Below are 21,557 nucleotides of genomic sequence, written 5' to 3'. Positions count from 1 at the left end.
GCGAAGGAAACGTGAAGATGAGCAACGAGATTCCCCGGCCGGTGAACTACATCGCCGACGACTGGAGCGAATGCCAGACCGTCCCCGACGCGTGGAACCTCGACCCCAATACGCGCGAGCCCATCCACCGCACTGTCACGACGGCACCCGACGACGTCGAGCGCGCGCTTCGGCACGCGGAGCGCGTGTACGACGTCGGTCGCTGGGACGAGGACGCCCGGCGTGAACGCGCTGACATGTTCGAGCGCGTCGCCAACATCGTCGAGAGCCGTGTCGAGGACATCGCGCGCACGGACTCACTGACCAGCGGTACGCCCATCGGCGTCACGCGCAAGGTCGCGGCCTTCCTGCCCGCGCGGATCCGGGCGGCGGCGGCGGACCTGGTGACCATCCCGCGCGTCACCGCGCTGGCGGCCGGTGGCAGGGACGTCCGCCTCTACAAAGTGCCATGGGGACCCGCCGCGATCCTCACCCCGTGGAACGGCCCGAGTTTCATCCCCGCGGCCAAGATCGCCAGCGCGATAGCCGCGGGCTGTCCCGTCATCCTCAAGCCCTCGGAACACGCGCCCGGCAGCGCGCAGATCATCGTCGAGTGCTTCCTCGAAGCGGGACTGCCCAGCGGCGCCCTGCAACTGGTGCACGGCGCGGGCGACGTCGGCGCCAGGCTGACCGCCGACCCGCGCGTCAAGATCGTCTCGTTCACCGGCGGACCCGCCGCCGGGCGCGCCATCGCGCGAGCGGGCGCGGAGGACTTCAAGGTCCTGCAACTGGAACTCGGCGGCAACAACCCGGTGCTCGTACTGGACGACGCCGACCTCGACGTCACCGCGGACGGCATCCTCGACGGCATGACCAAGCTCAACGGTCAGTGGTGTGAGGGGCCGGGCAAGATCCTCGCCCACCGAAGCCTGGTCGCACCTCTTCTCGACGCGTTGACCGAGCGGATCTCCAAGCTCGTCGTCGGCCACTCGCTCGACGAGGACGTCCGGATCGGCCCGATCTCCAACGCCCCGCACTTCCAGACGCTCCAAAACAGGATCGAGGGGCTGCGGAACCTCGGGGCGGCCATCCACCGGCCCGCTCGGCTGCCCGAGCTCGGCGGCTACTTCCTGTCACCGACCATCGCGGTCGGCGCGGACCCGGCTCAGGCGACGGCCGAGCTGTTCGGCCCGGTCGTCTCCCTGCACGCCGTGGACTCCGACGAACAGGCGCTACGGATCGCCAATGCCAGCCCCTCAGGACTCGACGCCTACGTGTTCGGCACCGACACCGATCGCGCCATAGACGTCGGCTCCCGCATCCTGTCCGGCGAGGTGCGTGTCAACGGCGCCAAGATCGCCGACCTCGGTGACGACTCGGCTCAGAGCTTCTGGGGCCCGGCCGGCATCGGCGGGCATGGGCCGGCGGAGTCGGTGCGCGTCTTCTGCGGCGACCGGGTCGTCGGTGTCGATTCGCCCGACTTACCGTTGTGAGGGTGCCACGGGCGTGGAGCCGAGCCGGGCAGCGAGCCAGCTGTCGAGAACTGACGTGGCGAGCTCCATCTGGCCCAGCGCGGCGGAGCGATCCCCGTAGGTCAACCAGTTCGCGGCGAAACCGTCGGCCAAGGCAGCGATGACGAAGGCGATCTCCTCGACGATCTCCGGTTCGATCGGTTGGTCCGAACCGGCATCGCGCAGCGCGGTGCGCACCGTCTCGAGGGCCTTGTCGTACACCTCGATACCGCGGTCTCCGTGCTGGCGCCGGGCCCAGCTGATGAGTTCCATCGCCGCCATAGTGAAACTGGCCGACTCGAGATAGCACTCCATGACTCCGCGCAGGAGCCGTCGAGCCGTCTCCGCCACGTCGCCGGGGGAGTCGTTGTTCTCGAGCGCGTCGCGGTATCTGCCCGCCACGAACTCGTAGACATCGGCGAAGAGATCCTCTTTGGAGTCGTAGCAGTAGTGCAGCATCGCCAGGTTCGCCTGAGCCTGCTCGGCGATCCGCCGGGTCGTCGCGCCCTCGATGCCGTAGGTCGCGATGACCTCCACAGCAGCCTTGATGAAGTCGCTGCGCCGTTGGGCGGCGGAGATCCGAGGCACGAAATCCTCCCGGTGCACGTAGTTGGACGCTTGATTAAGTCAACGCCAGCCTAGCAGTGGAAGTTCTTAGTCAAGCGACTTGATCGGATGGCTAAGTGGGGCGTACGCTATGGGCCGGATCACAAATCCGCGCAGCGTCTCCAGGGCTCCGGCCGCCGGCCCGAACACCGCCTTCAGCTCAGAGGTGAAGGCACGACTCGAAGGAAACAAGGACATGAAGGAAATGCTCTTCATGCTGGCCGATCTCTGGATGATCTTCGCCGGCTTCTTCTTCGGCTGGAAATTCATCCGGCGCTACGGCAACTACCTGCTCGGCCTGGAATGGATGATCGTCGCCACGTCGGGCTCGAACTTTCTCCTGTGGGCACTCCTTGGCGGGGACGAGGACAGCTTTCTCTACACCATCGCGTACTTCTTCGACGCTTTCTCGCGCTCCGTGGGCATCACCCTCATCCTCGTCCTGGGCCTGATGCGCGTGACGCACCGGTACAAGCCCTCCGTGGCGGTCGATATCGGCGTGTTCGCGCTCGCCGCCGCCGCCGGGCTGTACCTCCAGCAGTTCCGCGCCGACAAGCTGCACCTCGGTCCGGCGACGTTCTACGTCGTGGTCAACGTGCTCACGACGATCTTCCTCGCCTATTTCGTATGGCGGCTTTGGCGCATCGGCGCCCGAAAGCTGGCCCTCGCCACGGCGCTGGTCACCCTCGCGGGATCCGTCATCGCGATCACGTATGACTTCTTCCCGATCCCGGGCGACGACGCGCACCGGACGCTCTTCTACACCGCGGCGCTGGCGACCTGGGGATTCCAGATGTTCGTGTGCTTCTTCGCCTATCGCGCCCTGCACGACCACAACGTGGCGGCGGGTGTCGAGCCGGAGTCGAGCCGGCCGAGCGTGGCGAGGGCCTGAGCGATGAAGACCGACAACGTCGAGTACACCACCTTCAGTGGCTGGGTCGATCCGCCCGAGGACGTCCTGCCTCCCCTGGCCGAGGACCTCGTCTGCGATGTCGCGGTCGTCGGCGGCGGAATCGGCGGCATGTCGACGGCGCTGCGGCTGGCCGACCGCGGGCAGGACGTGGTGCTGCTGGAGGCCGAATTCTGCGGGCACGGAGCCAGCTCCCGTAACGCCGGGCAGCTGGCGGGTGCGCCGGGCGGGGATCTTCAGCTGCTGAATCTCCTCTACCGCAAGAAGATGCCCGGAATGATCCGCCTTGCCGAGCGTGCCGCACACCACGTCGAGAGCCTGATCGAGAAGCACGATATCGACTGCGACTACGAACGGACGGGCAATGTCTTCGCGGCGACGTCCCGTGGCCAGCTGGGCCGCGTGCGCCGGGTGACCAAGATCCTTCAGCGGGCCGGCGCCGACGTGGAACTGGGCACGAGCGAAGAACTCGGGATCCCTCGCGGATTCCTCGGCGGTATGCGCGAAAAGGTCGGTGGGATCATGAATCCCGGCCGATTCACCTTGGGGCTGCGACGTGTCCTGCTCCGCACGCCTGCGCGAGTCTTCGAGCGGACGAAGGTCACCGACGTCGCGCGCGACCGCGGCCAGGTGGTCATCACCACCCCTCGGGGTGAAGTGCGGGCGAACAAGGTGGTGCTGGCGACGAACGCGTACGCGGGGGAGTGGGACATCACGCCGCCGCGGCTCTCCGTGCCCATCTGGGTCATCGAGGTGGAGACCGAGCCCATCGACCCCGCCCGATTGACGGCGCTGGGGTGGACCAGCCGCTCCGGACTCGTGACCCAGCACAACATCATGGAGAACTACCACCTGACACCGCGTAACACCATCGTCTTCGGCGTCCGGCGGCTCGAGCGCGGCCGGACATACCCTCTCCCGCAGAAGGAACCGGACCCGGCGCTCGTCGAAGAACTCGCCGAAGCCTTCGCGACACGGTTTCCGGCTCTGTCCGATGTCGCGATCGATCGCGCGTGGGGAGGATGGATCGCGATCACGCCGTCCTGGCTGCCCGTCGCCGGACAGATCGACGACGCCGTCTATTACTCGATCGCCTGCAACGGCCACGGTCTGGCTCAGGCCCCTTATGTCGGCTCCCTCATCGCCGACCTGATCGTCGACGGCGAGCGACACGAAGACCTGGCGGGATTGTGGCAGAAGAAGCCCAAGTTCCCGCGCCCGCTGATGATGAGCCCGTTGGGGCTTCGCATTATCTGGACAGTCGACCGCTTCAACGATTTCGTCAACGGAAGCAGGCGTAACGCTCGACGAGGATCGGTGAGGACCTTGCGGAGAAACGCGTCATAAGGTCATCTCGGCAATCCCTTCCACACGGAGACGCGCACGCGGTCGCGCTAAAACCCTTCACGGCGTGTGACGCCTTCCAGAGACTGACCTCGACCGATCGGCCCGGGACATCTGGTCGTTCGGCAGAGGGGGCACGCCGCTAGGCCCGTACGGCCAGGTGTAGTCGGTCTTGCCGTTGGCGTGCCGCCTGACCTCGTCGACACATGAACAGCTTTGGGGCCTTGTAATCGGTGGGCTCGGCGCGTCCACAGCGGGCGTAACTCGTTGGCGGCGGCCGACGACCTCCTGGCCCCACCTCTCGCTCGGCCTGCCGACGACGACCGCGTCGGCGGCGCCCGGCAGGCCGCGGAGGACGGCCTCGACCTTGTCGGCTTACTGCTTCTCGCCGCCGGTGTTGATCGTGGTCGCGTCGCGGCCGCGCAGGCGGACGAGGTGCTCGGTGCCGCCTGCGCGCTGCGGGCGGGCCGGGACGCGGTTCAGGCTGGATCGGTGGTGTCCTGGCGGACAGCCCAGACCGCGACCTGGGAGCGCCTGCTCAGGCCGAGCTTGGCCAGGATGTGGGCGACGTGGGCTTCGGCGGTGCGTGTGGAGATGACCAGGTGCTCGGCGATCTCGCGGTTGGTCATACCCTGGCGGATCAGGCCGGTGATCTCCCACTCCCGGCTGGTGAGCCGGTCGGCGCCGGGTGGTGGGCGCAGGGCCTGCGGGGTGCCGAAGACGTAGCGGATGCTGTCCGCCTCGGACATGGCGGCTCCAGCGGTGAAGCAGGCCTCGAATTTGTCGTCGCCGAGGGCTTCGCGGGTTCGCTGGACGTGGCGGACGTGTCGTTCCTCGATCATGGCCGACTTGTGCAGGGCGTAGCCTGCTTTCCGGTTGGCGGCTTCGGTGATCCCGTACAGGGTGGCCGCGCGAGCGTGGTGACCCTGGCTGTCGGCGACCCAGCCGACGGTAGCCAGGGCTTCGCCGTCCAAAAGCTCGATTCCGGCGTCGCCTGCGGCCGTCAGCATGTCCCGCAGACAGTGGACGGCGGTGGCCGCGTCTCCGTATTCCGCCTCGATCATGGTCAGCGCCTCCAGCAGGAAACGCCGGGCATTCAGGTCGCCGTACTCGCGGCTGAGCGCCAAGCCGTCCCGCAGGATGACCCGGGCGCCGTCCGGGTCGCCGGAGAAGCCGGTGCACCAGCCGTGGTGGTAGTAGCTGACGAGCTCACGTGGCCGGTCACCCGTCGCGCGGAACTCTGTCACCAACTCCGCGAAGATGCCGGCGGCCCGGTCCGGCTCGCCCTGGTACTCGGCGAGTAGGCCGGCGGAGACTTTGGCCCTGGACAACAGGGATCCCTCGTTCGTGCGGGTGACGACGCCGTCGGCTTCGGCCAGCAACTCGGTGCACCGGGCCAGATCGCCTTCGAACAGCGAATAGTTGGCGTCGTGGATCAGGGCTAGGCCCGACAAGGGCGTATCGGGCGAGGCTTTCCGCAGCAAGCGGTCCAGCCAGGTGCGGGCCTCGGCGCGCAGGCGCCACAGCTGCCAGTACAGGTTCAGGTCGTTCACGATCGCGAGTCCGGCATCGGCCTCGCCTGGCGTGGTCAGGCAGTACTCGAGGGCGACCCGCAGGTTCGGGTGATCCGGCCGCATCCGGTGACACGATGGCACGGCGTCCGTTGTCCCGCGCGCCTCGCGCAGGCGAGCGGACCGGCTGGCATAGCAGTCCCGGTGTCGTCGGCCGAGTCGAAGTACTTCCCCGGCGGAGAGCTGTTCTCGGCCGTACTCGCGCAACACGCCGAGCATGCGATACCGGATGTCCCCGGCGTGCTGCCGCGGGATGAGGACGGACTTGTCGACCAAGCCGATGATCGCGTCCAGCAGCGCGTCCGGGGCGAGCCCGTCGCCGCCGCACACTTGCTCGGCCGCGGTCAGGTCGAACGATCCGGAGAACACCCCGGCCCGCGCCCACACCAGCCGCTCGTCCGGCGTGCACAGCGCGAAACTCCAGTCCAACGTGCCGTGCAGGCTCCGGTGCCGTGACGAAGCGGTCCGCGCCGCACCGGTCAGCAGCGGCAGTCGCCTGGTCAGCCGCTCGGCCAGCTGGCGAACGGACAACGACCGTAGTCGCACCGCCGCCAGCTCGATGGCCAGCGGTATGCCGTCCAGGCGGCGGATCACCCGTGCCACATCGTGGTAGTTGTCCTCGGTGATCTCGAACGAGGGCACCACCGAAGTCGCCCGATCGACGAACAGCGCCACCGCGTCGAACCCGCGGAGCCCGGCAGGGGATCGCAGGCTGTCCGGTTCCGGTACCGCGAGTGGCGGCAGCGGGTACAGATGCTCACCGACGACGCCGAGCGACTGGCGGCTGGTGGCCAGCACGATCACCCGCGGGCAGTCCCGCACCATCGCCGCGGCCAGGTCGGCGCACTCGTCGATCAGGTGCTCGCAGTTGTCCAGTACCAGCATGACTTGCCGGTCCCGCAGATAGTCGATCAACACCTGTTCCTCGGATCTGGCCTGTCCGGCCGGCCCGAGCGCCACCGTGATCGTGTTCGCCAGCAGTGCGGCGTCGCGCAACTCGGCCAACTCGACGAACACCACGCCGTCCGCCAGTTCCCCGGCCAGCTCGGTCGCGACCCGCGCGGCCAGCCGAGTCTTACCCACCCCGGGTGGCCCGACCACGTTCACCAGTCGCTTGGCCTTCGACAGCGCGCGTAGCTCGGCGACCTCACGATCACGACCCACATGGGCGGTCACGGCCACCGGCACACCACGCGCCCCGCCCGGCTGAACGACTGCCGACATGGACCACTCCCGAACCGTCTCCACGACGCTGTGTCGATCACCAGACCCTACAACGCACAGCCCCGAACTTCCGTGCACGCCATCGTGAAAGCCCAGCTCAGCGTGCACACGCCTGCGAACACCGACACCGGGCAGCAATTCGCCCGGCGTGCGCCGGCCGGACTCCAAGTCCGTCAGTCAGGGGATGGCTGGGCGCAACAGTGCCACGTTCGCCCTCGCCGAACAGCCACCGGCGTCCGTCCTGGAGAACCTGCTCGGCATCTGCCCGACGACGCAGCGAAATGGGCAAAGCCCGCAGTAGGACACAGCCACCGATACGCTGCGTTTTTGCCTTCCCGACGCAGCCAGCCGGGCGGCTGACCGCTATTCCACCAGATCCCAGGATTTCCTGAGCTTGCCAGGTACCTCAGACATTCGATGCCCTGCTTTGGGTTATCGGTCTGGCTTTGCCGAAATCGGCCGGCCGGTGTTCGAGGAACGCGGTGATCCCTTCCGATCCTTCCGCGGTATCGGCCAATGCGGCGATCTGACGGGCTTCGTTGTCGAGATGCGGCTCCAGTGTCGTAGTCGGAGCTTCGCGGACGAGGCGGGCGGACGCGGCCAGCGCCTGCCGTGGCCCACGGGCCAGCGAGTGGGCCAACTTGCAGGCGTCATCGAGGGGGTTGTCGGTCACGCGGCTGACCAGGCCGTAGCGCTCGGCCGTGCCGGCGTCGAGTTGGCGGTTGGTGAGGATGAGGTCGGCGGCTCGGGCGGGGCCGAGGGTTCTGGTCAGGATCCAGGAGACGCCGCCGTCGGGTGAGAGCCCTGCCGCGGTGTAGGCGGTGCGGAAGCGGGCGTCGCTTCCGGCGATGACGATGTCCGCGGCGAGCGCGATGCCGAGACCGCCGCCTGCACACGCTCCTTGGACGGCGCTGATGACCGGCATCTTCAGCGCACGAAGGCCGCGAATGGCGGCGTGGGCGGCGTGGGCGACTTTTCCGACGAGGGCTCCCGGGGTCGTGGTGTCCGCGAAGGTGCGGAGATCGCCGCCGACGCAGAATGAGTCACCTTCGGCGTAGAGCACGGTGGCGCCGAGATCGGGCATGGCGGCCACCGTGCTGACAGCTTCCGCCAGCGCCGTGGCGAGCTCGAGGTCGATCGCGTTCTTCCGTTCGGGGACGGCGAGTCCGATGCGGGCGACACCGTCCCCGCAGTCGAGGCGCACGGGTTCGCGGCTCATGGATGTACCTCAGGGGGTGTCGTAGCGGGTGTGTGGTGGCGTGACGGGTGGGCTGACACGGCGCTAGCGCGGGGCCATGCGGATGGCTCCGTCGAGCCGGATCGTTTCGCCGTTGAGCATGGGGTTGGCGATGATGTGCTCGACCAGCGCGGCGTACTCGTCGGGGTCGCCGAGCCGCGCGGGATGCGGCACCTGTGCGCCCAGTGAAGCTTTCGCCTCGTCGGGCAGGCCGGCCAGCAGGGGAGTGTCGAACAGCCCGGGTGCGACGGTCATGATCCGGACCTGTTTGGCGGCGAGGTCGCGGGCGATGGGCAGGGTCATACTCGCGATCCCGCCCTTGGACGCGGAGTACGCGGCCTGGCCGACCTGGCCGTCGAACGCGGCGACCGACGCGGTGCACACGATCACGCCGCGTTCCCCTCCCACCGCGTCGTGGGCGAGGATGCGCTCGGCGGCGAGCCGGGTGACGTTGAACGTGCCGATCAGGTTGACCTCGATGACCTTGCGGAACTGGGCCAGTGGGAACGGGCCGTCCTTGCCGACGGTCTTGTAGGCGTTGCCGATTCCGGCGCAGTTGACGGCCGCGCGTAGCGGGCCGAGCTGCTCGGCCACGTCCAGCGCGGCGGCGACCGCGGTCTCGTCGGTCACGTCGGCGGGGGCGAAACGTGCGGTGGCGCCCAAATCCCGCGCGGCCTGCTCACCGGAAGAAGAGGGCAGGTCGAGCAGGACGACGTTCCCGCCCGCCTGCACGATGCGGCGTGCGGTGGCCAGGCCCAGCCCGGAGGCGCCGCCGGTGACGACCGCGACGGTTCCTGTGATGTCCATAGTGGATGTCCTTTTAGGTCTTCAGGCGAGAGCGCCGACTGCGGTGGACAAGCGGACGGGGAGCTCGCTGATCCCGTTGATGAAGTTGGATCGCGCGCGCACCGGTTCGCCGATCACCTCGATGGTGGGGAACCGGTCGAACAGGATCGGCAGCAGCGCCCGTGCTTCGAGGCGTGCCACGGCGTTGCCGAGGCAGAAGTGCGGGCCGGCGCCGAAGGACACGTGCGGGTTCTCGGTACGGGTGATGTCGAACCGGTCGGGCTCGGTGAAGACGTCCTCGTCCCGGTTCGCCGAGGCGTAGCAGAGCACCACCTTGTCGCCCGCCCGGATCCGCTGCCCACCCAATTCGATGTCCTGCACCGCGGTCCGCCGGAACTGGGTGACCGGCGGGAAGTAGCGCAGGATCTCTTCGATCGCGGTCGGCAGCAGTCCGGGGTCGGCCCGCAGCCGCCGCCATTGGTCCGGGTGCTGTGACAGCGTCAGGATGGTGCCGTTGAACAGGTTCCGCGTGGTCTCGTTGCCGGCGATGACCAGCAGCTGGAAGAACCGGTCGAGGTCGTCGTCGGACAGCCGTTCGCCGTCGACCTCGGCGTTGACCGCCAGACTCCAGACATCGTCGGTCGGATGCGCCCGCTTCCGCTTGGTCAGCTCCGCGGCGTAGGCGAACAACTCGATGAACGCCGAGACATACGACTTGGGATCGCCGACCTGCGGGTCACCGAAGCCGACCATGCGGTTGGTCCAGTCGTAGAGCAGATGGCGGTCGCCGGGTGGGACACCGAGGATGTCCGCGAGCACGAGCAGTGGCATCTCGGCCGAAACGTGCTCGACGAAGTCCAGATCGCCGCCGTCGCCGAGCTTGTCCACCACATCGCGGGCATGGCGGGTGATCGATTCGCTCATCCCCGCCACGACGCGCGGGGTGAACGCCTTGCTGACGATCCGGCGCAGTTTCGAATGCTCCGGTGGGTCGGTGTTGAGCATCGCGCGGCGCATGTCGCGCAGCTCCCGGGGGCTGCTGTCGCGGATGAACGTGCCGCCCTCGTGGGAGCTGAACACCTCGGTGCGTTTGCCTGCCGCCACGACGTCGGCGTGACGGGTGACGGCCCAGAGGCCGGGGCCGCCGTCGAAGCCGTCGGTGGCCGGTTCAGGGCACCACACGACCGGGCTCTCGCGGCGCAAGCGGGCGAACAAGGCGTGCGGGAAGCCGTCCTGATACGTGTCGGGATCGCCCAGGTCGGGAAGTGTCACGCCGCCTCCTCAAGTCGTATGGACGTGCAGGGATGAGGTTATGACCGTACGGACGGTCAGTCAAGTGGTGCGAGTCTTCGCGAAGGCGAGGCCGTCGTCCCAGGAGGACTCTCCGGCGATGAGCCGGCGGTACTTCATGATGTCCCGCGGCCGGTTCAGGGTGAGTGCCCCGGCGAGCCGGTCGCCTTCGCGGTAGAGCGCGGTGAAGCCGGCACCGTCGGTGTCGCCGTCGACGACGCGTACTTCGTCGGTCGCCGGGATGCCGACGAACTGGAAGCGGCTGCCGTACCAGTCCGACCAGAAGTACGGCACGGTCGCGTACGGGCGGGCGTTGGCGGGATCCAGTGCGTTGCGCGCCGCCAGCGCACCCTGTTCGGCCGCACTGGTCCAATGCTCCAGCCGCATGTGCCGGGAGAACATCGGGTTGTGCCAGCGGGCGACGTCGCCCGCGGCGTAGACGCCGGGAGCTCCGGTGTGGAGCGTCTCGTCGCAGACCACGCCGTCTTCCAGTGTCAGGCCGGAACCGGCCAGCCACTGGGTGGCCGGGGACGCGCCCACTCCCACGACGACCATGTCCGCCTTGAGCACTGTGCCGTCGGAAAGCCGGACCCGTTCCACCGCGCCGTCGCCTTCGATCGCGGCCACACCGACGCCACAGCGCAACGTGGTGCCGTTGCGTGCGTGCAGCGACGAGCACGCCGCGCCCATGTGCGCGCCGACGGCCCGGACCAGGGGAGTGGGCTGGGCTTCCACGATGGTCACCGTGAGCCCGCGGTCCCGTGCGCTGGAGGCGACCTCGGAGCCGATGAAGCCGGCCCCGACCACGACCAGGTTCGTGCCGGGGGTGAGGGCCGTGCGCACGGCGATCGCGTCGTCGAGGGTGCGCAGGGTGTACACGCCGCGCAGCGTGTCCCAGCCGGGGACGGTGCGGGCGCGGGCACCGGTCGCGATCACCAGCGCGCCGTACCCGTACTCCTCGTCGCCGACGCGGACCGTCCTGCGACGGGTGTCCACACCGGACGCCGGCCGGCCGAGGGCCAGGTGCACGCCGAGTTCGTCGCGCAGTACCTGCTCGTCGCGGAACATCGGCGGCGCGGTGTCTTCCTTTGCCAGAAAGGCTTTCGACAGCGGGGGCCGGTCGTAGGGCAGGTGTTCTTCGGCGCCGATGAGGGTGATCGGCCCGTCGAAGCCGGTCTTGCGGGCGGCCTCGACCGCGCGCAGCCCGGCCAGTGACGCGCCGACCACGACAAGGCCGCCCACCTCAGTGCTCCAGCCGCAACGCCTCGGTGGGACAACCCGCCACGGCCGCTTCGACCTCCGCGAGCGCGTCCCCCTCGGCGACCTCGTCGAGCAGGACGAGATCGCCGTTGTCGTCGATCTCGAAATGGTCCGGCGCCAGCGATTCGCAGATTCCCAGGCCGGTGCAGCGGCCCCTGTCCAGCACGATCTTCATCGCGCGCTCCCTATGGTGTCGAGGTTCAGGTTCTTGGCGATGGTCTCGTTCATGACTTCGTTCGCGCCGCCGCCGATGCCGAGCAGGCGGGCGTCCCGCCCTTCCTCGTCTCCGCGGCGTCGCGGGCCCACGTGTAGTCGGCCTTGCCGTTGTCGTGCCGGTGGACTTTGTCGGTCCGGATGAATTCCTTCGGGACCTTGTAGCCCGCGAGCCGTTCTCGGCAGCCCGCGGCGAGCTCGTCCGCGGTCGGGGGGACCTCGGTGGCGGATTGGTAGAGCGCGACGACTTCCTGGCCCCAGCGTTCGCTGGCGCGTCCCACGACCAGGGCGTCCGCGACGCCCGGCAAGGCCCGGAGGACCTGTTCGACTTCCTCGGCGAAGACCTTCTCGCCCCCGGTGTTGATGGTGGTGGCCTCACGGCCGAAGAACTCGATGCCGCCGTCGGCGAGCAGTCGCGCCCGGTCACCCGGCACCGAGTACCGCGTCTCGTCCACGGTGACGAAGGTGGCGGCGGTCTTGTCCCGGTCGCCGAGGTAACCGCGAGGGATGTGGCCGCCCTGGGCCAGCCAGCCGATCTCGTCATCGCCGGGGGCGAGGATACGGGCGCGGTCGTCGGCGAGCACCACGGCGTTGCCCTTGCCCGCGAACCGGTTGCCGGAGCCCCGTTTGGCGTGCAGCCCCGTTTCGGAGGAGCCGAGCATGTCCGTGATCCGCAGCTGTGGCAGCAGTTCCTTCAGGCGGGTCTTGATTTCCTCGCGCAGGGCCGCTCCGCTGTTGACGATCAGCCGCAGGTCCGGCAACGGCCGCGGCCGCAGTTCGAGCTCGGCCACCAGGGGAGCACCGAACGCGTCGCCGACGATGGCCAGCGACGTGACGTGCCGGCGCTCGCAGGTCTCGAGCAGCGTGGCCGCGTCGAAGTGTTCGGGACGGGGCTGGATCACCACGGTGGCACCGCTGAGCCAGCCGCCGAGCGCGATACCGGTGCCGGCGCCGTGCATCAGCGGGGGAGCGGGCAGGACGCGGCCTCGGATCGCGAGGGCCCGGCGGACGGCCTGCTCGACGTCGGTGAGGGCGGAGCCGTCGCGGTCGCGCACCCCCATCGGCCCGGCGACCAGGTCACCGACCCGCCAGATGACGCCCTTGGGCATCCCGGTTGTACCGCCGGTGTAGAGCAGGTGAGCGTCGGCCGGGCTCGTTTCCGGCGCTCCGTCGGCCGGGTCGGCCCCGGCGAGCGCTGTCTCGTAGTCGAGCGCGCCCGGCAGCAGCGGTCCGGGTGTTCCATCGTCGACTTGCAGCAGGAGCGGCGAGTGGTCGAGCCGGGGAAGTACCTCCGCGAGCGCGGGGGCGAAGCGGGCCGCGTACAGCAGCGCGCTCGGGTGTGCGTCGCGCAGCAGATACGCGAGTTCCTCCTGGGTGTACCGGTAGTTGATGTTGAAGGGCGCCACGGACGCCTTGTGCGCGCCGAGCACCCCTTCGAGGTATTCGGATCCGTTGTGCAGCAACACCCCGAGATGGTCCTGCCCGGTCTCCCACGCCTCGACGTCCTCGGCGCGGCGGCCCAGGCCGTGATCCCTCAGGACCGCGGCGAGCCTGCGGGTGCGGTCGGTCATCTCGCGCCAGGACACCACGCGGTCGGCGATCACACAGGGTTCGTCGCCGAGTTCGGCGGCGATGGCTTCGTGCAGGGACGCCAAGTCCAGTTCGGGCATCGGAATCACACTCCCGCGGTGAAGATCGGATGGCTTTCGCTGCCGTCGGCGTGCACGAACCCGGCGCGCAGGGGCATCCCGGCCGACGGCGTGGCGGTGTCCACCCGTGTGTGGAGCCAGGGGCCTTCGGTGAGTTCGACGATCCCGACGGTGTAGGGAACGAGGTCGGTGTAGGCCCGGTTGGGTGCACGGTGCACGACGGTCCAGGACACCAACGTCGCCGTTCCCGCCGCGCGAACCCAGCTCAGTTCGATACCGCCACAGCCCGGGCACACGGCGGCATCCGGTGCCGCCGCCTGCGCGCAGCGGTCGCAGTGTTTGATCAGCAGTTCGTCCCGTGCCGCGGCGTCGAAGAACGGGCCGCTCTTCGCGTCACGGGTGATGGGAGGCCAGGCGTGCTCGGTCATCGGCCCGCTCCGCTCAGGATCAGGGTCGCGTGGTGTTCGAGGATGCCGCCGTTGCCGCTGACCATGATCACGTCCCGCCGGGCGGCTTGGCGTGCTCCGGCCTGTCCGCGCCCCTGGATCACGGCTTCGACGATGGGGGTGAACCCGGTCAGGTAGTAGGCCGACAGCTGGCCGCCGCCGGTGTTGCACGGCAGGGAACCGCCGGGGGCGAGCCGTCCGTCGGCGACGAACTTCCCGCCCTCGCCTTTCGGGCAGAAGCCGTAGTCCTCGAGCGTGACCAGGACGGTGTAGGTGTAGCAGTCGTACAGCTGCAGGAGGTCGACGTCGTCTACGGTGACCCCGGCCATGCGCAGCGCCCGCGGCCCGGACTCGGCGGCGCCCGTGCGCAGGCCGAAGCGTGAGTCGCGGTGCATCACCCGCCCCGGATGTGCCTGACCCCAGCCGAGGACGCCGACCGGGGGCTGGGCGAGGTCGCGGGCGCGGCCGGCGCTGGTGACGATGACCGCGGCGGCGCCGTTGGACACCAGGCAGCAGTCCAGCAGACGCAGCGGGTCGGCGATGAGCGGCGAGTTCTGGTGTTCGGCCAGTGTCAGCGGTGCGCGGTGCTGAGCGTCGGGGTTGTCCGCCGCCCACGCGCGCTGGGCCACGGCGATCGCGCCGAGCTGTTCGCTGGTCGTGCCGTAGGTCTCGAAGTGCCTGCGCGCGGCCAAGGCGTAGAACAGGTTAGGGGTCACCGCCCCGATTCCCGCGTGATACCCGGCGAAACCCTTCGGCAGTGAACGCCCGGACCCGCCGAACGCGTCCCGGCCGGAACCCTGCGGCTTGAGCGGCGTGTCGGCGAACACGCAGGCGACGGCGGTCGCCTCGCCACGCTCGATCGCCGCCGCGGCGTGGGCGATCATCACCGCCGGACCGGCGCCCAGCGCGCTGATCTCGGCGAGCAGGCACAGGTCGGTCAACCCGAGGACTTTCTGCAGCGACAACCGCGGCGCTCCTCGCACACCGGGGGTGACGAGCAGCCCGTCCACTTCGGACATCGCCAGTCCGGCGTCGACGGCGGCCAGACGTACGGCCTCGGCGGCCAGGTCGGTCGCGCTGCGGTCATAGATCTTGCCGACGTCGGTGAGACCGAGTCCGGCGATCGCCGTCCCACCCATGCGCGTCACCGGCCTTCCCAGCTGGGCTTACGTTTCTCCGCGAACGCGCGGGGCCCCTCCTTGGCGTCGGCGGTCTTCATGACCGTGACCGCCTCGGCGTCGGACAGCTCCCAAGCGGCAGGCTCCCAGTCCGAACCGAGCGCGAGCATCTGGTGAATGACACGTTTGCTGGCCTGCACCGCCAATGGCGCGTTCGCCGCGATCACGTTCGCCAGCGCCAGAGCCTCGTCGAGCACCTTCTCCTGAGGAACGACCCGGTTGACCAGACCCCAGTGCAACGCGGACTCGGCCGTGATCGGCGCGCCGGTGAGGGTGGCCTCCAGGGCGATCGCCAGCGGGACGCGCCGGGCCAGCCGCAACAGGCCCCCACCCGCGGCGATGATGCCGCGGGTGACCTCGGGCAGCCCGAGCTCGGCGCTGTCGCTCATCACCGCCAGGTCGCAGGCGAGCATGAGCTCCGTGCCACCGCCGAACGCGTAGCCGTTGACCGCGGCGATCACCGGTTTGTCCAGCCGGCGCTTGAGGAACCCGCCGAAGCCGCGTTCGCGCTGCTCCCGGGTGATGAGCGGACGGCCGGCCGCGACCTCCTTGAGGTCCGCTCCGGCGCTGAAGGCGCGGCCCGCGCCGGTCAGCACACCGACACGCAGCTCGGGGTCGGCGGCGAACTCGTCGACCGCGGCCTCCACCGCCACCGACATCGCGGCGTTGACGGCGTTCATCACCTGGGGCCGGTTCAAGGTGATGAGCGCGACGTGCCCGATCCGGCGCAAGGTCGCCGGGGGTTCGTCGGTGGGCAAGGTGTCTGCCATGTCTCCTCCGCAGCCTAGATACTATGATGACCGTACGGACGGTCAGTTAAAAAGGCAAGAGCGTGCCCCCGTCGTTTCGGGGTGGGTCAGCCGTCCGCGCGCCGGGTGTACAGCTCGGCGATCTCGGTCGCGTACTTCTGGGCGATGGGTTTGCGCCGGACCTTCATCGTCGGGGTGATCTCGTCGCCGCCGGGTTCCCAGAACGCCGGGACCAGGGTGAACTGCTTGACCTGCTCCACTCGCGAGAGCTTCGCGTTTCCGGTGTCGACCGCGTCCTGGACCGCGTGCCGGATGCGCTCGTCCTTGACCAGGACGGCGGGGTCGGGTTCGAGGTCGAGTTTCTCGCCGAAGGCCGCGGCGACGTCGGGGTCCAGGGTGATCAGTGCGACGTTGTAGGGCTTGTTGTCACCGACCACCATCATCGGGCCGATGAGCGGGGAGCCTGAGCTGATGGCGTTCTCGATGTTGGTGGGGGACATGTTCTTGCCGCTCGCGTTGATGATCAGCTCCTTCTTGCGGTCGACGATCGTGATGTGACCGTCGTCGGCGACGGTCACGATGTCGCCGGTGTGCAACCAGCCTTCCGGGTCGATCGTCTCGGCGGTCTTGGCCGGGTCGTTGCGGTACCCCTTCATCAGGAAGGGCCCGCGCACCAGGAGTTCGCCGTCCTCGGTCAGGCGGGTTTCGAGTCCGGGCAGGGGTGCACCGATCGTTCCCGCTCGAGCCTGTGCGGGCGGCGAGCCGATGCCGAGGCCGCACTCCGACATGCCCCATGCCTCGCTGACGGGAATTCCGAGAAGTTCGAGGAAGGCGTAGACGTCGGGCGGGATCGCGGCGGCGCCGGACAGGGCCCAGCGAAGCTTGTCCAAGCCGGACTGGGCGCGTACGGCGGCCAGTACCCGTGGTTCACCGGCCCGGAAGCCCGCGGCGAGTCCGGGATCGGCTTGCAGCCGCATCTCCAGTCCCAGCTTGATCTTCTCCCAGACCCGCGGTACCGCCGCGAACGTCGTCGGGTGCACGGCGGCCAACGCGGCGGGTAGTTGCCGCAGATCGGCGACCGGAGTGACTTCGACGCCGTAGCGCATGGCGAAGTAATGGCTGAGGAACCGGTCCGCGGCGTGGGCTGCGGGCAGATACGAGATCTCCGTGTCGTCGTCGCCCATCGGAAAAGACGAGGTGAAGCTCCTCGCCAGCGCGAGCGCGCCGCGGTGGGTGTGCTCGACGCCTTTCGGGGGCCCGGTCGTCCCCGACGTGTAGAGCAGGCAGAGCACGTCATCCGGCCGCACCGAACGCCAGGAAGCCTCGAAGTCGAAGCCGGGGGAGGGTGTCAGCCGGTCGAGGTCGCCGTCGTCGACGACCAGGAGATGCTCGACCGGGCCGCCCGCCGCGCTGATCCGGCCGGCGAACTGCCGTTCACAGATCACCACCCTCGTGCCGGCGTGGCCGAGCAGGTAGCCGATCTGCTCCGGGGAGCTGGTGTTGTAGATCGAGAACGTCGTCGCTCCGAGATGAGAGGCGGCGGTCTCGCTCAAATGGAACTCGGTGCGGTTGGTCAACATCGTCGCGACGGTCTGTCCACGGTGGACACCCAGCGCGGCGAGCCCGCCCGCGATGCGGCGTACCGCCTCTCCGTAGGCGCGCCAGGTGAGGTCCGGGCTGTCGTCCAAAGTGCGCAGCGAGACGGCGTCCGGCTTGACCGAGACGGTGTGCTGGAACGCCTCGGGAAAGGTCAGGGGCTCGGTCATGGCTCTCCTAGATCGGCGCGACGGCCGCCTTGTGTCGACGTTGACTTTGAGCAACTATGAGCCCGACCGCACGTACAGTCAATACATCGTCCGAGGTGTTCAGAAGGCTGCGACGTGCTCCGACCTCACCGCGCAACGAAGCGCGAGATGGGTGAGACACCATGGTTGCTCGCACGATCCCGGCGGTGTTCGCCGTCCTGGCCATGACCCTTTTCGGGGTGCCCGCGGCGGCGGCCGAAGACCCCGGCCCGCCGCTGGCGGCGCCGGAGGCCGCGATGGACGCGGCCGTCACGTGCACCCCTGACATCGAGGACGCCAAGGCCAACCCGGTGCTGCTGGTGCACGGCACCGGCTCGACGCCGAGGGAGTCCTGGAGCTGGAACTACGAACGCGCCCTGCCCGCGCTGGGGGTCCCGGTGTGCGCGGTGGCGCTGCCGGAACGAGCGCTGATCAGCGTTCCCGTCGCCAACGAGTACCTCGTTCACGCCATCCGCCACGTCCACGACCTGAGCGGCCGCAAGGTTTCCCTCCTGGGCCACAGCCAGGGCGGCACGCACATCCTGTGGTCCCTGCGGTTCTGGCCCGACCTGCCGGGCAAGGTCGACGACGTGGTCGCACTGTCCGGTGACTTCCACGGCACCGTGATCGGCAACCTCGTCTGCGCAGGCCCCTGCACGGCGATTTCCTGGCAGGCCCGGATCGGTTCGAACCTGCTGACCAGGATGACCCGTGACCCCCTCCCTCCAGGGCCGTCCTACACCACCGTCCAGACCGTGTTCGACGAGGTCGTCACCCCGGCGCCGCAAGCGGGACGGCTCGACGGCGCGGCGAACTTCACCGTCCAGGACTTCTGTCCCGGCCGCCTCGCCGACCACGTCACGATGCTCGCCGACGACGTCGCCTGGCAGATCGCCGCCGACGCCCTCACCCACGACGGCCCCGCTGTCGCGAGCCGCATCAAGGCCCGATGCTGGAAACCCTTCCTGCCCAACGTGAACCTGCTCGGTCTCGCCGATGCCATTCCCACGGTCGGCAGCGCTCTCGGCGGCATCCTGGGCCTGACTCAGCCGAAGCTGCCCGCCGAACCCGAGCTGCCCGACTACACCCGACCGTAGCGGAGAACTTGACTGACCGCACGTACGGTCTGTAGACAGTGAGGGGGAACACCTCCGCCGTTCACCGAGGAAGACGGGTATCCATGACCATCACGACCGGCACCGTGCGAGCGACCGCCGCCGTGCTCCGCACACCGGACGGGCCGTTCCGGCTCGAAGACGTCGTCCTGGACGCCCCCGGCCGCGGCGAGGTCGTCGTGCGGATCGCCGGGGTCGGGCTCTGCCACACCGACCTGCTGCCCCGCACGCCGGTCGTGAAGCCACCGGTGATCGCCGGCCACGAGGCCGCCGGAGTGGTGGAGGCCGTCGGTGACGGCGTCGCCGACCCGCTGGTCGGCGACCACGTCGTGCTCTCCTTCGACTCCTGCGGTGACTGCGCGAACTGCCTGGCCGCCCAGCCTGCGTACTGCGAGTCGTTCTGGCCCCGCAACATGTCGGGCAAGCGTGCCGACCGCTCGACGGGGGCCCGCGACGCCGAGGGCAACGCCGTCAAAGGCCGGTGGTTCGGCCAGTCCTCCTTCGCCACACACGCCGTCGTCGCGGCGCGCAACACCATCAAGGTCGACCCGGCGCTGCCGCTGGAACTGCTCGGCCCGCTGGCCTGCGGTGTCCTGACCGGCGCCGGGTCGGTCTTCAACTCCCTCGATCTCGGACCCGGAACCGGCCTGGCCGTGTTCGGCGCCGGAACCGTCGGGCTCTCCGCGATCATGGCCGCCCGCGTCGCCGGGGCGACGACCATCGTCGCGGTCGATCTCAATCCGGAACGGTTGCGGCTCGCCGAAGAACTGGGCGCCACCCACGTCGTCGACGCCACGACCCCGGACCTGACCCAGCACCTGAAGAAACTCACGGGCGGCGGTCTCGAGTACACCTTGGACACCACCGGTGTCCCCACGGTGATCACCACCGCGATCGACGTGCTCCGCCTGCGCGGAGTGTGCGGGCTGCTCGGAGTGCAGCGCGGGGCGCTCGCGATCAGGCCCGATCAGTTCGCGCTCGGCCGCACCGTCAAGGGAATCCTCGAAGGCGACGCCGTGCCCAAGCTGCTGATTCCGCGGCTCATCGCGCTGTGGCGGCAGGGCCGGTTCCCGTTCGACAAGCTCATCACCACCTTCCCCCTGGACGAGATCAACGACGCGGAGGCCGCGATGCATGCCGGTTCCGTCGTGAAACCCGTCCTGTTGCCCACCCCGACCAAGGAGCTGTGATGACAGTCCAAGCCGAGGCCCTGTTCATCGACGGTGGCTGGACGCGGCCGTCGACCTCCCAGCGGATCGCGGTCCATTCCGCGAGCACCGAGGAACTGCTCGGACACGTCGCCGCCGGGGTGGAAGCCGACATCGACGCCGCTGTCGCCGCGGCCCGCCGCGCCTTCGACGACCCTCGCGGCTGGTCATCCTGGGAAGCAGCGGCACGGGCCGAAGTCCTGGAACGGTTCGCCGCCGAACTGTCGGCCCGCAGCGGTGAGATCGTGCGGCACGTGAGCAGCCAGAACGGCATGCCCATTCGCATCGCACAGCAGACCGAAGGGCTCGTCCCGGCCAACCTCCTGCGGTACTACGCGGGCCTGATCCGCGAGCAGCCACCCGAAGAGCTCCGGACATCCCTGGTCAGCGGCACCACCGCCGTCCGCAAGGAACCGATCGGGGTGGTCGGGGCGATCGTGCCCTGGAACTTCCCCCAGTCCCTGACTTTCTTCAAACTCGCCCCCTCCCTCGCCGCGGGATGCACCGTGGTGCTCAAACCCTCCTCGGAGACGGTGCTCGACGCCCTCCTGATCGCCGACGCCGCAATCGCCGCCGGCCTCCCGCCCGGCGTACTCAACGTCGTGCCCGGCTCAGGCCGCGGAGCGGGAGCACACCTGGTACGCCACCCCGGCGTGGACAAGATCGCCTTCACCGGCTCCACCGAAGCGGGCAGGTCGATCGCGGAAACGTGTGGACGGCTGCTGCGTCCGGTGACCCTCGAGCTGGGAGGCAAGTCCGCCGGGATCATCCTCGACGACGCCGACCTCACAGTGAGCATGAAGGGGATGTTCAGTTCCTGCCTGCTCAACCAGGGACAGAGCTGCTTCATCAGCACCCGCATCCTCGCCCCGCGAAGCCGCTACGACGAAGTGGTCGACGCCTTCACCGCACTGGCCTCGTCCCTGCCGATCGGGGACCCGCTGGACAAGGCCACCGTGATCGGCCCGCTGGCCAGTCGGAAGCAACGCGACAGCGTCGAGGCCTACATCGCCACAGGCACGGCCGAAGGCGGCCGGATCACCACCGGAGGCCGCCGCCCCACGGGCTTCGACCGCGGCTGGTACCTCGAGCCGACGATCTTCGCCGACGTCGCCAACGACCACACCATCGCCAGGGACGAGATCTTCGGCCCGGTGCTGGCGATCATCCCCTTCACCGATGACGACGACGCCATCCGCATCGCCAACGACTCCGACTACGGCCTCGGCGGCACCGTCTGGACGGCCGACACCGACCGCGGACACGCCCTCGCCCGCAAGGTCGCCACCGGCACCATCGGCGTCAACGGCTTCACCATGGACCCCGGTGCGCCGTTCGGCGGCGTCAAAGCCAGCGGCCTCGGCCGCGAACTCGGCCCGGAAGGCCTGACCGCGTACCAGCGATACAAATCCATCTACCTGCCCTGAATCCTGGCCGGTCTTCTAGACTGGCCAGGATCGACCGTCCGTACGGTGACCAAGCGAGACACAGGGAGAA

The 21,557-nt window shown here is 69.1% G+C and carries 18 protein-coding genes and 1 pseudogene; 6 read left to right on the top strand and 13 right to left on the bottom strand.

Annotated features, from left to right (window positions below; all coding sequences use genetic code 11):
* Positions 1 to 17: 17 nt before the first annotated feature.
* Positions 18 to 1,472, top strand: a complete 1,455-nt coding sequence (locus tag AJAP_RS28200; RefSeq protein WP_038524020.1) for an aldehyde dehydrogenase family protein — start codon at positions 18 to 20, stop codon at positions 1,470 to 1,472.
* Here AJAP_RS28200 and AJAP_RS28195 read toward each other — a convergent pair.
* Complete coding sequence (locus tag AJAP_RS28195; protein WP_038516884.1) at positions 1,461 to 2,078, bottom strand: TetR/AcrR family transcriptional regulator; 618 nt, start codon at positions 2,076 to 2,078, stop codon at positions 1,461 to 1,463. The two genes, AJAP_RS28200 and AJAP_RS28195, sit on opposite strands and share 12 nt — an antisense overlap.
* A gap of 214 nt (positions 2,079 to 2,292) precedes the next feature.
* Between AJAP_RS28195 and AJAP_RS28190 the strand changes: the two genes are divergently transcribed.
* Together AJAP_RS28190 and AJAP_RS28185 are read left to right on the top strand one after the other, a co-directional pair.
* On the top strand, positions 2,293 to 2,988 hold the full coding sequence (locus AJAP_RS28190) for a hypothetical protein (RefSeq protein WP_038516881.1): 696 nt from the start codon (positions 2,293 to 2,295) through the stop codon (positions 2,986 to 2,988).
* A 3-nt stretch (positions 2,989 to 2,991) separates the two neighbouring features.
* On the top strand, positions 2,992 to 4,353 hold the full coding sequence (locus tag AJAP_RS28185) for an NAD(P)/FAD-dependent oxidoreductase (protein WP_038516879.1): 1,362 nt from the start codon (positions 2,992 to 2,994) through the stop codon (positions 4,351 to 4,353).
* A gap of 57 nt (positions 4,354 to 4,410) precedes the next feature.
* Here AJAP_RS28185 and AJAP_RS43180 read toward each other — a convergent pair.
* The 12 genes and pseudogenes from AJAP_RS43180 to AJAP_RS28130 all read right to left on the bottom strand — a co-directional run.
* Positions 4,411 to 4,707: pseudogene (locus AJAP_RS43180) on the bottom strand (hypothetical protein); the annotation flags it as partial.
* Positions 4,708 to 4,829: 122 nt separating this feature from the next.
* Positions 4,830 to 7,145: an ATP-binding protein gene (locus tag AJAP_RS28180; RefSeq protein ID WP_038516877.1), complete on the bottom strand. Its 2,316-nt coding sequence runs from the start codon at positions 7,143 to 7,145 to the stop codon at positions 4,830 to 4,832.
* Between the two features lie 406 nt (positions 7,146 to 7,551).
* Entirely contained in the window at positions 7,552 to 8,364 is an 813-nt protein-coding gene (locus AJAP_RS28175; RefSeq protein ID WP_038516875.1) for an enoyl-CoA hydratase/isomerase family protein, read from the bottom strand.
* A 63-nt stretch (positions 8,365 to 8,427) separates the two neighbouring features.
* Positions 8,428 to 9,189 (bottom strand): 3-hydroxyacyl-CoA dehydrogenase, encoded by a 762-nt coding sequence (locus AJAP_RS28170; protein ID WP_038516872.1) that lies wholly within the window; start codon positions 9,187 to 9,189, stop codon positions 8,428 to 8,430.
* 21 nt (positions 9,190 to 9,210) lie between these two features.
* A complete protein-coding gene (locus tag AJAP_RS28165; RefSeq protein WP_038516870.1) occupies positions 9,211 to 10,440 on the bottom strand; it encodes a cytochrome P450 in 1,230 nt (409 codons plus the stop codon).
* 60 nt (positions 10,441 to 10,500) lie between these two features.
* Complete coding sequence (locus AJAP_RS28160; protein WP_038516868.1) at positions 10,501 to 11,700, bottom strand: NAD(P)/FAD-dependent oxidoreductase; 1,200 nt, start codon at positions 11,698 to 11,700, stop codon at positions 10,501 to 10,503.
* A gap of 1 nt (position 11,701) precedes the next feature.
* Positions 11,702 to 11,893 carry a ferredoxin gene (locus AJAP_RS28155; protein ID WP_038516866.1) on the bottom strand — a complete coding sequence of 64 codons (192 nt, stop codon included), beginning with the start codon at positions 11,891 to 11,893 and terminating at the stop codon, positions 11,702 to 11,704.
* 49 nt (positions 11,894 to 11,942) lie between these two features.
* Complete coding sequence (locus tag AJAP_RS28150; RefSeq protein WP_038524017.1) at positions 11,943 to 13,601, bottom strand: AMP-binding protein; 1,659 nt, start codon at positions 13,599 to 13,601, stop codon at positions 11,943 to 11,945.
* A 5-nt stretch (positions 13,602 to 13,606) separates the two neighbouring features.
* On the bottom strand, positions 13,607 to 14,008 hold the full coding sequence (locus AJAP_RS28145) for a Zn-ribbon domain-containing OB-fold protein (protein ID WP_038516864.1): 402 nt from the start codon (positions 14,006 to 14,008) through the stop codon (positions 13,607 to 13,609).
* On the bottom strand, positions 14,005 to 15,165 hold the full coding sequence (locus AJAP_RS28140; RefSeq protein ID WP_038516862.1) for a thiolase family protein: 1,161 nt from the start codon (positions 15,163 to 15,165) through the stop codon (positions 14,005 to 14,007). The genes AJAP_RS28145 and AJAP_RS28140 overlap by 4 nt, the downstream gene beginning before the upstream one ends.
* A 5-nt stretch (positions 15,166 to 15,170) precedes the next feature.
* Complete coding sequence (locus AJAP_RS28135) at positions 15,171 to 15,974, bottom strand: crotonase/enoyl-CoA hydratase family protein (protein WP_038516860.1); 804 nt, start codon at positions 15,972 to 15,974, stop codon at positions 15,171 to 15,173.
* Between the two features lie 86 nt (positions 15,975 to 16,060).
* Complete coding sequence (locus tag AJAP_RS28130) at positions 16,061 to 17,719, bottom strand: AMP-binding protein (protein ID WP_038516858.1); 1,659 nt, start codon at positions 17,717 to 17,719, stop codon at positions 16,061 to 16,063.
* Positions 17,720 to 17,880: 161 nt separating this feature from the next.
* Between AJAP_RS28130 and AJAP_RS28125 the strand changes: the two genes are divergently transcribed.
* The 3 genes from AJAP_RS28125 to AJAP_RS28115 all read left to right on the top strand — a co-directional run bounded on the left by AJAP_RS28125 (position 17,881) and on the right by AJAP_RS28115 (position 21,487).
* Positions 17,881 to 18,834, top strand: coding sequence for an esterase/lipase family protein (locus tag AJAP_RS28125; protein WP_038516856.1), 954 nt, complete (start codon positions 17,881 to 17,883; stop codon positions 18,832 to 18,834).
* A gap of 83 nt (positions 18,835 to 18,917) precedes the next feature.
* Complete coding sequence (locus tag AJAP_RS28120; RefSeq protein WP_083649936.1) at positions 18,918 to 20,042, top strand: NAD(P)-dependent alcohol dehydrogenase; 1,125 nt, start codon at positions 18,918 to 18,920, stop codon at positions 20,040 to 20,042.
* Positions 20,042 to 21,487 carry an aldehyde dehydrogenase gene (locus AJAP_RS28115; protein WP_038516854.1) on the top strand — a complete coding sequence of 482 codons (1,446 nt, stop codon included), beginning with the start codon at positions 20,042 to 20,044 and terminating at the stop codon, positions 21,485 to 21,487. The genes AJAP_RS28120 and AJAP_RS28115 overlap by 1 nt, the downstream gene beginning before the upstream one ends.
* Positions 21,488 to 21,557: the final 70 nt, after the last annotated feature.

Source organism: Amycolatopsis japonica, from assembly GCF_000732925.1.
Taxonomy (GTDB): Bacteria; Actinomycetota; Actinomycetes; order Mycobacteriales; family Pseudonocardiaceae; genus Amycolatopsis; species Amycolatopsis japonica.
The sequence above is the reverse complement of the archived record's forward strand: the minus strand, read 5'-3'. Positions and strand labels throughout refer to the sequence as shown.

Bases quoted from the DNA above. Each gene is read 5' to 3' on its own strand.
- AJAP_RS28200 (WP_038524020.1), top strand. From the start codon at position 18: ATGAGCAACGAGATTCCCCGGCCGGTGAACTACATCGCCGACGACTGG.
- AJAP_RS28190 (WP_038516881.1), top strand. From the start codon at position 2,293: ATGAAGGAAATGCTCTTCATGCTGGCCGATCTCTGGATGATCTTCGCC.
- AJAP_RS28185 (WP_038516879.1), top strand. From the start codon at position 2,992: ATGAAGACCGACAACGTCGAGTACACCACCTTCAGTGGCTGGGTCGAT.
- AJAP_RS28180 (WP_038516877.1), bottom strand. From the start codon at position 7,145: ATGTCGGCAGTCGTTCAGCCGGGCGGGGCGCGTGGTGTGCCGGTGGCC.
- AJAP_RS28175 (WP_038516875.1), bottom strand. From the start codon at position 8,364: ATGAGCCGCGAACCCGTGCGCCTCGACTGCGGGGACGGTGTCGCCCGC.
- AJAP_RS28170 (WP_038516872.1), bottom strand. From the start codon at position 9,189: ATGGACATCACAGGAACCGTCGCGGTCGTCACCGGCGGCGCCTCCGGG.
- AJAP_RS28155 (WP_038516866.1), bottom strand. From the start codon at position 11,893: ATGAAGATCGTGCTGGACAGGGGCCGCTGCACCGGCCTGGGAATCTGC.
- AJAP_RS28150 (WP_038524017.1), bottom strand. From the start codon at position 13,601: ATGCCCGAACTGGACTTGGCGTCCCTGCACGAAGCCATCGCCGCCGAA.
- AJAP_RS28145 (WP_038516864.1), bottom strand. From the start codon at position 14,008: ATGACCGAGCACGCCTGGCCTCCCATCACCCGTGACGCGAAGAGCGGC.
- AJAP_RS28140 (WP_038516862.1), bottom strand. From the start codon at position 15,165: ATGGGTGGGACGGCGATCGCCGGACTCGGTCTCACCGACGTCGGCAAG.
- AJAP_RS28135 (WP_038516860.1), bottom strand. From the start codon at position 15,974: ATGGCAGACACCTTGCCCACCGACGAACCCCCGGCGACCTTGCGCCGG.
- AJAP_RS28130 (WP_038516858.1), bottom strand. From the start codon at position 17,719: ATGACCGAGCCCCTGACCTTTCCCGAGGCGTTCCAGCACACCGTCTCG.
- AJAP_RS28125 (WP_038516856.1), top strand. From the start codon at position 17,881: ATGGTTGCTCGCACGATCCCGGCGGTGTTCGCCGTCCTGGCCATGACC.
- AJAP_RS28120 (WP_083649936.1), top strand. From the start codon at position 18,918: ATGACCATCACGACCGGCACCGTGCGAGCGACCGCCGCCGTGCTCCGC.
- AJAP_RS28115 (WP_038516854.1), top strand. From the start codon at position 20,042: ATGACAGTCCAAGCCGAGGCCCTGTTCATCGACGGTGGCTGGACGCGG.